The organism is Flavobacterium phycosphaerae, assembly GCF_010119235.1.
In the GTDB taxonomy this organism is placed as follows: Bacteria; Bacteroidota; Bacteroidia; order Flavobacteriales; family Flavobacteriaceae; genus Flavobacterium; species Flavobacterium phycosphaerae.
Genome location: NZ_JAAATZ010000001.1, coordinates 2095538 through 2110041 on the forward strand (window position 1 = coordinate 2095538; position 14504 = coordinate 2110041).

General features: G+C 37.7%; 12 protein-coding genes, 1 tRNA gene and 1 pseudogene. 6 read left to right on the forward strand and 8 right to left on the reverse strand.

Annotation, left to right across the window (positions count from 1 at the left end; all coding sequences use genetic code 11):
• Positions 1-4 precede the first annotated feature (4 nt).
• Together GUU89_RS09215 and GUU89_RS09220 are read left to right on the forward strand one after the other, a co-directional pair.
• Entirely contained in the window at positions 5-295 is a 291-nt protein-coding gene (locus GUU89_RS09215; protein WP_162127636.1) for a glycosyltransferase family protein, read from the forward strand.
• Positions 292-1134: a glycosyltransferase family protein gene (locus GUU89_RS09220; protein ID WP_162127637.1), complete on the forward strand. Its 843-nt coding sequence runs from the start codon at positions 292-294 to the stop codon at positions 1132-1134. Before GUU89_RS09215 ends, GUU89_RS09220 begins: the two co-directional genes overlap by 4 nt.
• On the opposite strand, the gene GUU89_RS09225 is transcribed toward GUU89_RS09220, so the two are convergent.
• Positions 1127-1840, reverse strand: coding sequence for a glycosyltransferase family 2 protein (locus tag GUU89_RS09225; protein ID WP_162127638.1), 714 nt, complete (start codon positions 1838-1840; stop codon positions 1127-1129). The genes GUU89_RS09220 and GUU89_RS09225 overlap by 8 nt on opposite strands.
• A 38-nt stretch (positions 1841-1878) precedes the next feature.
• On the opposite strand from GUU89_RS09225, the gene GUU89_RS09230 reads away from it, so the two are divergent.
• Entirely contained in the window at positions 1879-3111 is a 1233-nt protein-coding gene (locus tag GUU89_RS09230; protein WP_162127639.1) for an ArnT family glycosyltransferase, read from the forward strand.
• 131 nt (positions 3112-3242) lie between these two features.
• Here the strand turns inward: GUU89_RS09230 and GUU89_RS09235 are convergent, their stop codons facing one another.
• Positions 3243-3926 carry a cell division ATP-binding protein FtsE gene (locus GUU89_RS09235; protein ID WP_162127640.1) on the reverse strand — a complete coding sequence of 228 codons (684 nt, stop codon included), beginning with the start codon at positions 3924-3926 and terminating at the stop codon, positions 3243-3245.
• A 220-nt stretch (positions 3927-4146) separates the two neighbouring features.
• Between GUU89_RS09235 and GUU89_RS09240 the strand changes: the two genes are divergently transcribed.
• From GUU89_RS09240 to GUU89_RS09250, 3 genes are all read left to right on the forward strand, one after another.
• Positions 4147-7161, forward strand: a complete 3015-nt coding sequence (locus GUU89_RS09240) for a tetratricopeptide repeat protein (RefSeq protein ID WP_162127641.1) — start codon at positions 4147-4149, stop codon at positions 7159-7161.
• Between the two features lie 6 nt (positions 7162-7167).
• Positions 7168-8901 carry a TonB-dependent receptor gene (locus tag GUU89_RS09245; protein WP_162127642.1) on the forward strand — a complete coding sequence of 578 codons (1734 nt, stop codon included), beginning with the start codon at positions 7168-7170 and terminating at the stop codon, positions 8899-8901.
• Between the two features lie 74 nt (positions 8902-8975).
• Entirely contained in the window at positions 8976-9419 is a 444-nt protein-coding gene (locus GUU89_RS09250; protein ID WP_162127643.1) for a hypothetical protein, read from the forward strand.
• Here GUU89_RS09250 and GUU89_RS09255 read toward each other — a convergent pair.
• From GUU89_RS09255 to GUU89_RS09280, 6 genes and pseudogenes are all read right to left on the reverse strand, one after another.
• Positions 9414-9641 (reverse strand): DUF4287 domain-containing protein, encoded by a 228-nt coding sequence (locus GUU89_RS09255; RefSeq protein ID WP_162127644.1) that lies wholly within the window; start codon positions 9639-9641, stop codon positions 9414-9416. The genes GUU89_RS09250 and GUU89_RS09255 overlap by 6 nt on opposite strands.
• Before the next feature lie 61 nt (positions 9642-9702).
• Positions 9703-11829: a methylmalonyl-CoA mutase gene (scpA, locus tag GUU89_RS09260; protein ID WP_162127645.1), complete on the reverse strand. Its 2127-nt coding sequence runs from the start codon at positions 11827-11829 to the stop codon at positions 9703-9705.
• 1 nt (position 11830) lies between these two features.
• Complete coding sequence (locus GUU89_RS09265) at positions 11831-13192, reverse strand: methylmalonyl-CoA mutase subunit beta (RefSeq protein ID WP_162127646.1); 1362 nt, start codon at positions 13190-13192, stop codon at positions 11831-11833.
• An 11-nt stretch (positions 13193-13203) separates the two neighbouring features.
• Positions 13204-13557 carry an FtsB family cell division protein gene (locus GUU89_RS09270; RefSeq protein WP_162127647.1) on the reverse strand — a complete coding sequence of 118 codons (354 nt, stop codon included), beginning with the start codon at positions 13555-13557 and terminating at the stop codon, positions 13204-13206.
• Positions 13558-13559: 2 nt separating this feature from the next.
• Positions 13560-14167: pseudogene (gene udk, locus GUU89_RS09275) on the reverse strand (uridine kinase).
• 251 nt (positions 14168-14418) lie between these two features.
• Positions 14419-14493, reverse strand: a tRNA-Pro gene (locus tag GUU89_RS09280).
• Between the last annotated feature and the right edge of the window lie 11 nt (positions 14494-14504).

Below are 14504 nucleotides of genomic sequence, written 5' to 3' on the forward strand. Positions count from 1 at the left end.
AAATATGTTATTTTTGTTCACCGCTATGGCCAATAAACCCTTGCATATCATCAGTTTTGACAATCCCTATCCGCCTGATTATGGTGGAGTTATTGATGTTTTTTATAAGCTTAAAAGTTTACATGCGTTAGGATATGCCATTCATCTGCATTGTTTTTATGACAAAAGAAATGCCGTTTCCGAAGAACTGAAAGCGATAACTGAAACGGTTCATTTATACAAAAAAACAGAAGTCCGCTTTTCCTTTTTTCATCCATTCCGTTTGCCATTAAATCCCGGTTTCATAAAAGTTTGATTCAAAATATTACTGCCGTTGAAGCGCCCATTTTATTCGAAGGTCTGCAATCGACTATGTTGTTGCATCAAATGGATTGTCGTAGTAAAAAGTTCTTGCGATTGCACAATTTGGAATCCAATTTTTACGCCGGTATGTACCGAAGTGAAACGCATTGGGTAAAGAAAATGATGTATTATTTTGAAATTGGGAAATACAAAAAGTATGAAAAGCAATTGAGTCATTTTAAACACGTTTTTACGCTTTCGGTTTATGAAAATGAAATGGTGAAATCGTGGGCTGATAATGTTTCGTATGTTCCCGTTTTTCATGGTAATACCAAAATAAATAATCTTTCAGAAAAAGGGGAGTATGCTTTGTATCATGGTGATTTGCGATTACCGGATAATAAAAAAGCCGTTCAGTTTTTAATTCAACTGTTTCAAAAAATACCCGATTATACCTTACTGATTGCTTCTTCTAACGGAAAAGATTTTGTAGAGCAACAATTAAAAAATGTTTCGAATATTGCTTTTGTGACTATTGAAAATGAACAGCATTTAGAGTTGTTATTAGCCAAAGCGCATATCAATGTGTTATTGTCTTTTCAGCAATCGGGGACAAAATTGAAACTGGTTAATTCGCTGTTCAAAAGTCGTTTTTGTTTAATCAATAAGAATATGGTTGATGATGAGAGTTTGGTACAGCTTTGTGAATTGGCCAATACGGAAACAGAATTTTTAGCCAAAATTAACGAGTTGAAAAACAAACCGTATCTGGAAAATGATAAGAGAGCAACCGTGCTTTCGGAAATTTTAAACGATACTAAAAACGCTCAAAAAATAGGGTCATTTATCTGAAAAGACCGTAACGAAGGATGCAATAAATAGCATGAAATCCATCTTTCCAATTGATTTTTTTGCCTTCTTCATAGGTTCTTCCATAATAAGAAATCCCAACTTCATAGATTCGTATTTTTGGGATTTTAGCAATTTTGGCAGTCACTTCGGGTTCAAATCCAAACCGCTTTTCTTTTAGCTTTAACGATTGCAACATTTGGGTGTTAAACAACTTGTAGCAGGTTTCCATATCCGTAAGATTCAGATTGGTACACATATTTGACAAAAAAGTCAAAAACCGATTCCCGATTGTATGCCAAAAAAACAATACGCGATGAGCATTACCGCCCATAAATCGAGAGCCGTAAACCGCATCGGCATAACCATCTAAGACGGGTTGTAGCAGTATTTTGTATTCGTTGGGATCATATTCTAAATCGGCATCTTGTATGATGGTATATTCTCCGGTAGCCTTGGCAATACCTGTGTGAAGTGCGGCGCCTTTTCCTTTGTTGGTGCTGTGTTCTAAATACAAAATCGACATTTCACTATTATTGGAGATATAGTTTTGTATAGCTAAAGCGGTATCATCAGTAGAACAATCATTGACAATAATGATTTCTTTGCCAATGTTTTGTGGCAGTGTTACTTTTTTTACTTTATCCAAAATCAAATGCACCGTTTTTCCTTCGTTATAAACCGGAATGATAATGGATAGCTTGTTCATGTTCAGATTTATTGTATATTTTTGCTACAAACAAAAGTATGATTTCAAAATTAAAATACGAATATTTATTGTTTTTAATCGCGTTGGTTTGGGTGCTCTTTTTTTCCAGCGTCATCCAATTGCAAGCCGGATTTTCATCTTGGGGTGACGATAGTACTTATTTGTATGCGGCTAAGGTGCTTTATTTTAATGGGGTATTGGACGATAGCCGCCCTATGTTTATTTCAGCCGTCATTGGACTCCCGTTTTTGTTTGGATTTTCAACAGCCTTCGTAATTCAATGGGGCATCATAGTCAATTTTATTTGCTGGTTGGCCACGGTTTTACTCGTTTTTAAAATTATTGCAGAACGTTGGAACAGACAAAAAGCTTTTGTTTTTGCCATAGCTTTTATTTTGTGCATTGGGAATTTAGCCGTTGCATTTCATTTGATAGCCGAAGCGCTGTTTGTATTTCTTTTGGTGCTGATATTTTATTTGATGCATAAGTTTATACAAACCGGTAGCTATTCTTTTCTGACATTGGCCATTGCTTTTTCCTTTTTGATATTATTAGTAAAACCCATGCCGCTGGGACTAGTGATTTTATTACTACTTTATCATAGTAAGAAAGCAAAAAAAGTATTCACTAATAAATATGCTGTTGTAATTTTGGTTAGTGTATCGATGCTGTTTTTTCATATGTATTCATTAAAAAAAAAGTATGGCGATTTTACCATTAGTTATATAGGTTCGTATACATATTACAATTATTTGGGAGCCAGAGCCGATTGCCTGAAAGATGGGATTGCCTATATTCCGGGAGAAAACCCCCGAACGAAACACTTCATCTCTTTATCCAGTCATGAAATGAAAACCTTAGCCACTTGGGATTTGAAAAACCAATTATTGAACAATAAAGTGAACTTGCTTAAAGCTTATGCTACAAATCTTTATTTAAATTCTTCCAAAGGAAACAGCATCGTTTACGCTACTGAAAATCAAGATAAGACGATGTGTTTTTCACTCTTTCATGTTTTATTTAAGGCTATTTCCAAACTTCAAAATATAGTATTTACAATGGTTGGGCTTGCTTTAGCCTTTTATTGTTTGGTGAAAAGAAAGCAACAAGATGTTTTCCGGTTAATGCTTTCCGGTTTTATTATATACGTTTTTTTGATTTCGGGGATTTCCAGTAACGAAGGAGATCGTTTTCATTTAGCATTTTATCCGGCGTTACTTATTTTGATGGCCGACTTTTATAAAAATCGTATTCTGAAAACAGTTTCCTAACGAAATCATTTTTTGTCAAATACTGTTTTTGAGTTTTTTTTATAGCAGTGTTGTGGTTGTTTCTCTATAATTACAAGTACTTAGGATATACCTTGCTCTCAAGGCGTTAGAATTACCGAAAAGCCAAAAAATTAAACGGTTTTCTGCACCACTTCAAAGATGGTGTTGTCTTCACATTTTAGGGTTTTTGCCGGGAATTTCATAATCACCGCATAATCGTGCGTCGCCATAATCACCGTTTTACCGTTTTCATTGATTTTTTTCAACACAGCCAATACTTCAGCACTGGTTTGAGGATCAAGATTTCCGGTAGGCTCATCAGCTAAAATTACTTCAGGATCATTCAGTAAAGCTCTGGCAATGGCTACTCGTTGTTGTTCTCCACCCGAAAGTTGGTGTGGCATTTTGTTGGCAATACCTTTTAAACCCACTCTTTCCAATACCTCCATGATTTTACTTTGCATTGAAGCCACATCAGTCCACCCGGTAGCTTTTAACACAAACAACATGTTTTCATTTACACTTCTGTCCGGTAACAAAAGGAAGTCCTGAAAAACAATGCCCAGCTTTCTTCTTAAAAACGGAATGTCGTTTTCTTTTAAATGTGCCAAATCATACCCAACGATAGTGCCTTCGCCTACCGTTAGCGGTAAATCAGCATATAAGGTTTTCATAAAACTACTCTTTCCGGTTCCGGTTTTACCAATGATATAAAGGAATTCACCTTCTTTAACTTCCAGGTTAACCTGTGATAAAATCACTTTGTTTTCCTGATAAATCGTAACGTTTTTTAAAGATAAAACTGTTGCTGACATGAGTAATGGGTTTATTGGGTAAAAGTAATAAATATAAACTCCAATTTCCAAATCGAAAAGAAAAGGATGGCCATTTTTAATATAAAACTTTTTAAAAATCCTAAATCCCAATTCCTAAATCCTAAATTCAAATTGTTTACAACAATGTTTATAATAAATACTATAGTTTTTACGTTATAGGGTATAGAGTAATATTTTTGGATAAGTAAAAAATAAAACCATGCGTAGAGTTTCAATGTTATTTTTTCTGTTGGTTATAGCAGGAATATCAAAGGTTTCGGGGCAGCAATCGACGATTTATACCCATAGTTTATCCGATTTTGATCAAGCAGTGCAATTGTATAAAGACAAGCAGTATCAATCCGCTCAAATCCTTTTCGAAAAAGCCAAACAGGACCACAAAGAACAAGACGTTCAGGCAGATTGTGCTTACTATATTGCCAATTGCGCCATTCATTTGAATCAGAATAATGCCGACGAATTGATGGAGAAATTCGTAGCCGATTACCCAACGAGTTCCAAACAGAATCAGGCTTACATTGAAGTGGCTCAATATTATTTTGAACAAGGGAAATTTCCTCAGGCTTTGCAGTATTTTGATAAAGTTGACGAAAGTGCTTTGACAGCAGAAGATACCGAAAAATTTACGTTTCAAAAAGGCTATGCTTATTTCACCGCCGGTAACAAAAAAGAGGCTGACGAGTATTTCAAAAAAGTAGTAAATTCTAAAGATTACGGCTCTCAAGCCAAATATTACTTAGGTTTTATGGCATATGAAGGCGATAATTATCAGGAAGCCAATAAATATTTTGAGCAAGTATCCGGTGAAGAAAAGTACGATGAGAAATTGTCTTATTTCAAAGCGGATATGAATTTTAAATCGGGTGATTTTCAAAAAGCCATCGATGCCGGTCTTACCGCTATGCCTAAATCCAATGCGGCTGAAAAATCAGAGTTGAATAAAATCATCGGTGAAAGCTACTTCAACTTGCAACAGTATGACAAAGCTTTGCCTTACCTAAAAGAATACAAAGGCAAAAAAGGCAAGTGGAACAATACCGATTTCTATCAATTGGGTTACACTTACTACAAACAAAAAGACTATGAAAACGCCATAGCGCAATTCAATAAAATCATTGACGGGAAAGACTTTGTAGCTCAAAATGGGTATTATCATTTGGGCGAATGTTATTTCAAAACCGATAAAAAACAACAGGCACTAAACGCTTTCAAGAATGCTTCTGAAATGGATTTTGACAAAAAGATTCAGGAAGATGCGAATCTGAATTATGCCAAACTGAGTTATGAAATTGGAAACTCTTACCAAAGTGTGCCGGATGTATTGTCTTCGTTTTTAGCCAAGTATCCTAACTCTCCGAGCAAAACCGAAATCGAGACCTTGTTGATTAACTCGTACATCACTTCTAAAAACTACAAAGATGCTTTGGCTTTATTAGAAAAAAATAATACCGAAGCTAATAAACCGGCGTATCAAAAAGTAACGTTCTATCGTGGTATCGAATTATATACAGATGGAAATTATCAGGAAGCTTTGAGTATGTTCAAAAAATCAATCGCTACCCCAAGAAACGAAAAATTCACCGCCAGAGCCATGTTCTGGAAAGGAGAAACCGAATACGGTTTGGATAATTTCAATGAAGCATTATTAAGTTTCAAACAATTTGTGGGCTATGCTTCCGCAAAAGAAACTCCGGAATACAAAAACATCAATTACAATATTGCTTATGCCTATTTCAAACAAAAGGAATACGACCAAGCCGGAAACTATTTCCAGAGTTTTATTGAGGGAGGAAAAGACGATAGAGTACGTTTGAATGATGCTTATTTGCGCTTAGGCGATTCCCGTTTTGTGTCTACAAAATACTGGCCGGCTATGGATGCTTACAATAAAGCTATTGAAATGAAAGGGATTGATGCCGATTATGCCGCATTCCAAAAAGCATTGAGCTATGGATTTGTTTCCCGAAATGATAAGAAAATTGATGACTTCAATAAGTTTTTACAAAATTTCAAAACCTCTCAATACCGCGATGACGCTTTGTTTGAATTAGGCAATACCTATGTAACTGAAAACAAAACCGACTTAGCCATAAAAACGTACGACCAATTGTTGAGCGAATTCAAAAACGGTTCGTTTGCTTCCAAAGCTATTTTACGACAAGGGCTGGTGTATTACAATGCACAGAAAGATGAATTGGCTATAACCAAATTCAAAAAAGTGGCTGCTGAATATCCTAATACTCCCGAAGCCTTGGAGGCGGTTTCAACGGCACGTCTGATTTATATGGATAACGGTAAAGTAGACGAATACGCGTCATGGGTAAGAACACTTGATTTTGTTGAAGTTTCTGATGCTGATTTGGATAACGATACCTATGAAGCGGCTGAGAAACAATATTTACAAAACAATACCAAACAAGCTATTTCAAGTTTGAGTGGGTATGTTTCAAAATTTCCGAACGGCATTCATGCTTTGAAAGCCAACTTCTACTTGGCACAATCTTATTATGCTGACGGTTTAGAAAGTAGTGCTGTGGCCAATTACGAATATGTAATCAGTAAATCAAGAAATGAATTTACCGAGCAATCGTTAGCGCGTTTGGCAGAAATTCATTTGAAAAAAGATGATTATTCCAAAGCATTGCCTGTACTGAAACGTTTAGAAACCGAAGCTGATTTTCCACAAAATATAACCTTTGCCCAAGCCAACTTGATGCGGGCGTATTATGACCAAAAAGACTATCCGAATGCTGTAGTGTATGCTGATAAAGTGTTGGCCAATCCAAAAACAGATAATATAATAAAGAGTGATGCTCAGATTATAGTAGCTCGTTCGGCTATCAAAGCCAATGATGAAGTGAAAGCCAGAACAGCCTATGCCAAATTGCTAAACATTGCCAAAGGGGAATTGGCTGCCGAAGCCTTGTATTATGATGCTTATTTTAAAAACAAAGACGGCAAATACGAAGACTCCAATAAAACAGTTCAGAAGTTGGCCAAAGATTATTCAGGCTACAAATATTTCGGAGCTAAAGGATTAATCGTAATGGCTAAAAATTACTTCCAAATGAAGGATAACTTCAGTGCCACTTCTATATTGGACAGTGTGATTAAAAATTTTGCATCCTATACCGATGTGGTAGAAGAAGCCCAAACCGAATTGAGTTTTATCAAAGGCGAAGCTGCCAAAACAAATTCATCAATAGAGAAATAGAACACTATGAAAAAGACATTTCAATATACTTTAGCAACCGCTTTACTTTTGACAGGTATACAGAAGACCATGGCCCAAAAGAAAGACGATAATATAGGAACCGAAGTAGTAAACGTTGTGAAGCCTTATACACCGACTATATCAGACGCTTTTAAAGTAAAAGAAACTCCTACCTTGGAAGACGAAGAGACTTCTAAAAAAGAAAACATTCAATACAACATTTTCTCTTTTCCGGTGGCGTCTACTTTTGCACCGGCTAAAGGAAAAGCTGCCAATGTTGACAAATCGCCCGAAGAGAAAATATTCAGCAACTACCTTACGCTGGCTGCCGGGAATTACGGAACAGTAGGAGTAGAGCTTTTTGTTACCGAAAACGTAAGCAATACCGATTACTTCGGAGGAATGTTACGTCATAATTCATCACAAGGAGGAATCAAAGGCATTGCTTTAGACGATAAGTTTTCAACTACCGGATTGGATTTGACTTACGGTAGTCGAACCAAAACTATGACATGGAATGCCGATTTAGGATACAAACATCAGATTTATAATTGGTATGGCATTCATCCTGATATCTTGACTGATGCTATGATTGATGGGATTGACGAACAACAAACCTATCACACATTATATGTTGGCGGAAGACTGGGGCTAAGCGATATTTTAAAAGAAAGCTCGTTAAAGTTCAGCCGTTTTTGGGATGCTTACGGTTCGGCCGAAAATCGTTTTGTAGCCAAGCCTTCTTTGGAATTTGATATTGTTGAGCAGAAAATAAAAGCCGACTTTGTATTGGATTATATCAGTGGTTCGTTTGACCAAACTTATTTTGGAGGAGACTCCTATAAATATGGTTTTACCAATGTTGGTTTTCAGCCTAGTGTAAAAATTCACAAAGATGACTTGACGGTAAATGCCGGTGTCGGACTTTTCTACAGTGCAGCTCAGGAAGCCGGAGAAAGCAAGTTCTTTATTTATCCGCAAGTTACCGGTTCGTACCGAGTGGTGGGGGATTTAATGATTTTTTATGCCGGATTAGAAGGGACATTGCATCAGAATTCCTATAACGACTTTGTTCAGGAAAACTTTTTTGTATCGCCAACATTGGGTGTGGGACCCACTGATCAAAAGTACGATATCTATGCCGGACTAAAAGGAAAACTGGCCAGTAGTGTAAGTTACAACCTCCGCGGATCTTATAAAAATGAAGAAAACAAACCTATGTTTAAAAGCAATGGCTATGATCATTTTAACAGCAATATTGAAGGATATGCTTATACCAATTCATTTGGTGTGGTATATGACAACATTAAAACGATTAGCTTTTTCGGAGAACTAAAAGCTGATTTCTCTAAGAATGTATCATTTGGCGTAAACGGAACCTTCAGCAGTTATACTACTGATGTTGAGGAAGAAGCCTGGAACTTGCCAAGCATCAAAATGGCTTCTAATTTGGATGTAGCTATAACTCCAAAATGGTCTGCCGGTATCAATGTGTTTTTCGTAGGCGAAAGAAAAGATATCTTCAGACAATACTCAGTAATCACTCCATACCCGGATGAGCCAATTACTTTGAAAAGTTACTTCGATTTAAATGCCAACATAGGTTACAAATACAGCGAGCGCCTGACATTCTTCCTAAAAGGAAACAACTTGGCGAATCAAAACTACCAACGTTGGTTAAACTATCCTGTACAAGGATTACAAGTAATGGGTGGTGCCAGTTATAAATTTGATTTTTAAAAAAGATACTGAGCGATAAGATGATTGACTAATAAAACTATCATCTTATCGTTTGTCATTTATTGGATTACTCTATGAAACACCTTGTCCTTCTTCGCTACAAACAACTCATTCAGGATCGTATTGATGTTTTTCAGGATATGATTTCGGGCTTGACGATTGATGCGCAGAATGATGCCAAAGGATCTGCCGGAGATAAGCACGAAACGGCACTCTCAATGATGCATTTAGAACAGGAAAAACTAAACTACAAGCTGAAAGAAATTCTGGAGCAAAAAAATATTTTAGATAAGATTGACGGGACAGCAGTACACCAAAAAGTAGGTTTGGGGAGTTTGGTACAAGCTAATGGTTTACTACTGTTTATAAGCACGGCTTTGCCAAAAATAAATGTGGAAGATAAAACCATCTTTGCTTTGTCTCCTCAGTCGCCTTTGGGCAGTCAGTTGCTGGGGAATGCCGTTGGTTTTTCATTTGAGTTAAATGGAAAAACCTATTTGATAGAATCGGTTTTATAATGCTCTTCCATCAGATTTTAGGAAAAGAGTGGTTAGTGTTCTCGCCCAATAGCGCGGTACCTGATACTCATTTTGTAGATGGGACACTACCTCATTTGATTTTTTAGTTTTGGCTTCAAAGGCGGTTAGGATTTGAATCCAATAGTCAATTTTTTTGCCTGTTTTTTCGATAACTTGTTCGTCTGATACGTCCCAATATTCTTTTTTCATTGCTTTTTTCATTGGTATAAAGATAAAAAAAACACCCACTTTACAGCAGGTGTTCTATTTATAATCATAAATTTTACTCTTCTAATAAAACCTCTAAAATACTAATCGCTGCTTCGCTGATTTTAGTACCGGGACCAAATACAGCAACGGCTCCGGCATCAAAGAGGAATTGGTAATCTTGGGCCGGGATAACACCGCCTACTATCACCATTATATCTTCGCGTCCGTATTTTTTAAGTTCTTCGATTACTTGCGGAACCAGTGTTTTGTGTCCGGCGGCCAATGAGGAAACGCCTAAAATGTGTACATCATTTTCAACAGCTTGTTTAGCCGCTTCTGCAGGTGTCTGGAATAACGGACCAATATCCACATCAAAGCCTACATCAGCATATCCTGTGGCTACTACTTTGGCTCCACGGTCGTGACCATCCTGTCCCATTTTGGCTATCATGATTCGTGGACGACGCCCTTCTTTTACCGCAAAGGCATCGGCTAATTGTTTTGCTTTTTCAAAGCTTTGATCGTTTTTGATTTCTTTACTGTACACGCCGCTGAAACTTCTGATTTGTGCTTTATATCTTCCGAAAACCGCTTCGAGGGCATCACTGATTTCTCCCAATGTGGCTCGATTTCGGGCTGCTTCTACGGCTAAAGATAGTAAATTATCGTTTGCGTTTTGAGCACAGTCAGTTAATTTTGCCAGACAGGCTTTTACTTTATCGTTGTCACGCGTGGCTTTAATGTGTTGCAATTGCTCAATTTGTTGCTTGCGTACCATTTGGTTATCCACATCTAAAATGTGTAATGGATCTTCTTTGTCTAAACGGTATTTGTTTACGCCTACTATGATATCTTGTGAACTATCAATACGGGCTTGTTTGCGGGCTGCTGCCTCTTCGATGCGAAGTTTTGGAATACCGGCTTCTATAGCTTTGGTCATACCGCCTAAGGCTTCAACCTCTTCTATCAAGGCCCAAGCTTTATCGGCAATTTCTTTGGTTAAACTTTCTACATAGTAACTGCCGGCCCATGGGTCAACCGTTTTACAGATTTTGGTTTCTTCCTGTAAAAATATTTGGGTGTTACGGGCAATACGTGCTGAGAAATCGGTAGGCAAGGCAATCGCTTCGTCTAAAGCATTGGTGTGTAACGACTGGGTTCCGCCAAAGGCTGCTGCTGCTGCTTCAATGGCAGTACGGGCTACATTATTGAAAGGGTCTTGTTCGGTTAAACTCCAACCCGAAGTTTGACAATGCGTTCGTAAGGCTAACGATTTTTCATCTTTTGGACTGAATTGTTTTAGTAGCTTAGCCCAAAGCATTCTTCCGGCGCGCATCTTGGCGATTTCCATGAAATGGTTCATTCCAATGGCCCAAAAGAAAGAGAGTCGGGGAGCAAACTCATCAATTTTCATTCCGGCCGCTAAGCCCGTGCGGATATATTCTAAACCATCAGCCAAAGTGTAAGCTAACTCAATATCGGCGGTAGCTCCGGCTTCTTGCATGTGGTAGCCTGAGATGGAAATGGAGTTGAACTTCGGCATTTTTTTGCTGGTATAGTCAAAAATATCGGCAATGATTTTCATAGAAGGCGTAGGCGGATAGATGTAAGTATTACGCACCATGAACTCTTTCAGAATATCGTTTTGTATGGTTCCGGAAAGTAATTCGGGTGCCACACCTTGTTCTTCTGCTGCCACAATGTAAAAAGCCATAATAGGCAACACAGCTCCGTTCATGGTCATGGAAACCGACATTTCGTTTAACGGAATTTGGTCAAACAAAATCTTCATGTCTTCTACTGAGTCGATAGCGACTCCGGCTTTACCCACATCACCAACTACACGTTCATGGTCTGAATCATACCCTCGGTGAGTGGCTAAATCAAAAGCTACAGAAAGTCCTTTTTGTCCTGCCTCCAAATTTCTTCTGTAGAAAGCATTACTTTCTTCGGCAGTAGAGAAACCGGCATACTGGCGAATGGTCCACGGACGGCGTACATACATAGTAGCGTAAGGACCGCGAAGATTAGGGGCAAAACCGGAACCAAAGCCCAAATGCTCTAATCCTTCCAAATCTTGTTCGGAATAGATAGGTTTTAGTTGGATGTCTTCGGCGGTTTGGAAAGTCGGTTTCGGGTCTGAAGTTTCATGCTTCAAGTTGGAATTCCCCAAAGTGATATGTTGGATATTTTTTCTCATGTTATTCCTCCTGTGCTAATCGTTCCTGTTCAGTTTTTTCAGCCAATCGTTTTTCAATTACCGGAACGATTAACGTTTTGCGTGGATTTTGTTTAACGAAAGGGTATAACTCCAAATCGTGTTTCATTTTATCATTTTTGTTGGGATACTTGTTGGTTCCCAATAAAATTTCTTTACCGTTATCAAACAATTCCTGTTCTTTGGCTGCACTTTCATTGATTTTCTTTTGAATAGTACCTTCCACCAATTGGGTAATCAAACCGCCATTGGTTTCGATATCTTTGAATAACTGCAGGGCTTTTTCGGCTAATTGTTCGGTCAAGGTTTCTATATAATACGCACCATCCGCCGGGTTGTTTACTTTGTCAAAATAACTTTCGTGTTTTAAAACCAGTAGCTGATTACGCGCTATTCTGTCACCAAACTCATTGTCTTTGTGGTATAAACTGTCGTAGGGTAAATTGGCTACGGCATTGGCTCCACCCAGTATAGCACTCATACATTCGGTGGTAGTGCGGAGCATATTAACGTTGTAATCATAGAGTGTTTTGTTGCGTTTGGTTGGGGTAACTATGATGTAACAATCAGAAGTGTGTTGGTGCTCTTTAGCCAATGTATTGAACAACAAACGTAAGGCTCTCAACTTGGCAATCTCAAAAAAGTAATTGGTGCCTACGGCTACTTCAATAGTAATGGGTTGATTACTGTTTTTAATTCGATTAAAATATTCATTCACATGCGCCAAAGTATAGGCCAATTGTTGCACCATATTGGCCCCGGCATTTTGGTAAGTTCTTGAATTTACTGTAAGAAATGAAGTAGCGGTTGTTGCAGCAATATCATTTAACTTCTGAAAATCTTGTTCTAAATTTCCGAACCAGTTGCCGTCTTTTACTAACTGTCCAATCGGGTCAATTTGAACTGAGAGATTAGCGTTATTTTTTTTAGCAAAAGCATTAAGCTTAGTAACGAAATCAATCGAGAGGAAAGGTAAATGAAAAAAATAAGCAGTAGCTCCCAAAGGAAGGTTTTGCATTAATTCTTCCAGAGAAACGGATTCATTTTCTATAGTAAAACGAATGCTTTCGGCTCCTCGATTCAAGCTGTCTAAGGCTCGTTCGTTGGATTTTTTTACATCATGTACAAAGATATTTTGCAGGATAGCAAAAGGTTTTTCAGGAGTATTGATGCTTACTTTAGCAGTGTCTTCATCGTTATGGTAAAAAGGCTTGACTTTGATACCTTCGGGGGATTCCCAAACCAAAGTTTCATTATAGTCGGCGCCTTTGAGTTCGTATTGAATTTGTTGTTTCCATTGTTTGGAAGTAACCGATTCGAACGCATCAAATAAATGTTCAGCCATGGTATTTTGTCTTATAAAGATTTTGAACTGGATTGCTCTTCTTTGATGGAATCGCCTTCAAATTCAATGATGTAGATGTCTTCGCTGTCGCGTTTCATATAGTATTTTTCGCGAGCATATTTTTCTATCTGGTCCGGATTTTTGAGGAGTTTGATATTCTCTTCGTCTTTTTTGATTTCGTCCTGATAGTATTTTTTGTTGTCTTCGAGTTCGTCAAGCTGTTTGTTTAGTATGCGGTGTTCCATATAAGAAGTATTGTCTAAGAACAGCATCCATACGGTAAAAAAAACCAACACGATAACATATCTGTTTCCCAATATTTTGAGAATCGGATAAGAATCAGTCAGGTTTTTAAATAAACTCATTATTAGGTAATTCTTTGGTTGATTACGGCTCTAACCACATCAATGGCTACCGTATTGTATTTGTCATTCGGGATAATAATGTCAGCAAAGGCTTTGGTAGGCTCAATAAACTGCTGGTGCATAGGTTTTAGTGTTGTTTGGTAACGGTTTAACACTTCTTCCATATCGCGTCCACGCTCGGCGATGTCTCTTTTTAATCTTCGAATTAAGCGTTCGTCAGAATCGGCATGTACAAAAACTTTGACATCAAATAACTCTCGAAGTTCCGGATTGGTCAGAATCAAAATCCCTTCCACTATCATTACTTTTCGGGGATGAGTGACAATGGTATCGTCGGTACGGTTGTGCGTGATGAAAGAATAGACAGGCTGTTCGATGGTTTTGCCTTCTTTTAAATCTTTAAGATGTTGCACTAAAAGATCGAAATCGATAGCACGTGGATGGTCAAAATTAACAAGTGCTCTTTCTTCAAAGCTTAAATTATTATTTTCTTTATAATAGGAATCCTGAGATAGTACACCCACTTCAGTTTGTGGTAATTCATTCATAATTTGGTGAACGACAGTTGTTTTTCCGCTTCCTGTTCCCCCGCAATTCCAATAATAAGCATAATAGTTGTGTTAGTTTTATATCCAACAAAAATAGAAATTATATCGAAAGAGAATTTGATTTTTTAGAGAAAAGACAAAAGAAAATGGATAATAGATAAAAGAGGTAAATGACTTTATGAAGTTGGATTCATTTTGGCAGGATTAGATAGCCTGATTTGGACACTATTACCCGCAAAATGTTTTGCGAGTTTCTTTTCAAATTATCTTAAAATAAAAAATCCTTTCTGTTGGTACAGAAAGGATTTACCGGTCGGGGTGGCAGGATTCGAACCTGCGGCCTCCTGCTCCCAAAGCAGGCGCGATAACCGGGCTACGCTACACCCCGAAAGCGAGTGC

Bases quoted from the DNA above. Each gene is read 5' to 3' on its own strand.
- GUU89_RS09215 (WP_162127636.1), top strand. From the start codon at position 5: ATGTTATTTTTGTTCACCGCTATGGCCAATAAACCCTTGCATATCATC.
- GUU89_RS09225 (WP_162127638.1), bottom strand. From the start codon at position 1,840: ATGAACAAGCTATCCATTATCATTCCGGTTTATAACGAAGGAAAAACG.
- GUU89_RS09230 (WP_162127639.1), top strand. From the start codon at position 1,879: ATGATTTCAAAATTAAAATACGAATATTTATTGTTTTTAATCGCGTTG.
- GUU89_RS09235 (WP_162127640.1), bottom strand. From the start codon at position 3,926: ATGTCAGCAACAGTTTTATCTTTAAAAAACGTTACGATTTATCAGGAA.
- GUU89_RS09240 (WP_162127641.1), top strand. From the start codon at position 4,147: ATGCGTAGAGTTTCAATGTTATTTTTTCTGTTGGTTATAGCAGGAATA.
- GUU89_RS09245 (WP_162127642.1), top strand. From the start codon at position 7,168: ATGAAAAAGACATTTCAATATACTTTAGCAACCGCTTTACTTTTGACA.
- GUU89_RS09250 (WP_162127643.1), top strand. From the start codon at position 8,976: ATGAAACACCTTGTCCTTCTTCGCTACAAACAACTCATTCAGGATCGT.
- GUU89_RS09255 (WP_162127644.1), bottom strand. From the start codon at position 9,641: ATGAAAAAAGCAATGAAAAAAGAATATTGGGACGTATCAGACGAACAA.
- scpA (WP_162127645.1), bottom strand. From the start codon at position 11,829: ATGAGAAAAAATATCCAACATATCACTTTGGGGAATTCCAACTTGAAG.
- GUU89_RS09265 (WP_162127646.1), bottom strand. From the start codon at position 13,192: ATGGCTGAACATTTATTTGATGCGTTCGAATCGGTTACTTCCAAACAA.
- GUU89_RS09270 (WP_162127647.1), bottom strand. From the start codon at position 13,557: ATGAGTTTATTTAAAAACCTGACTGATTCTTATCCGATTCTCAAAATA.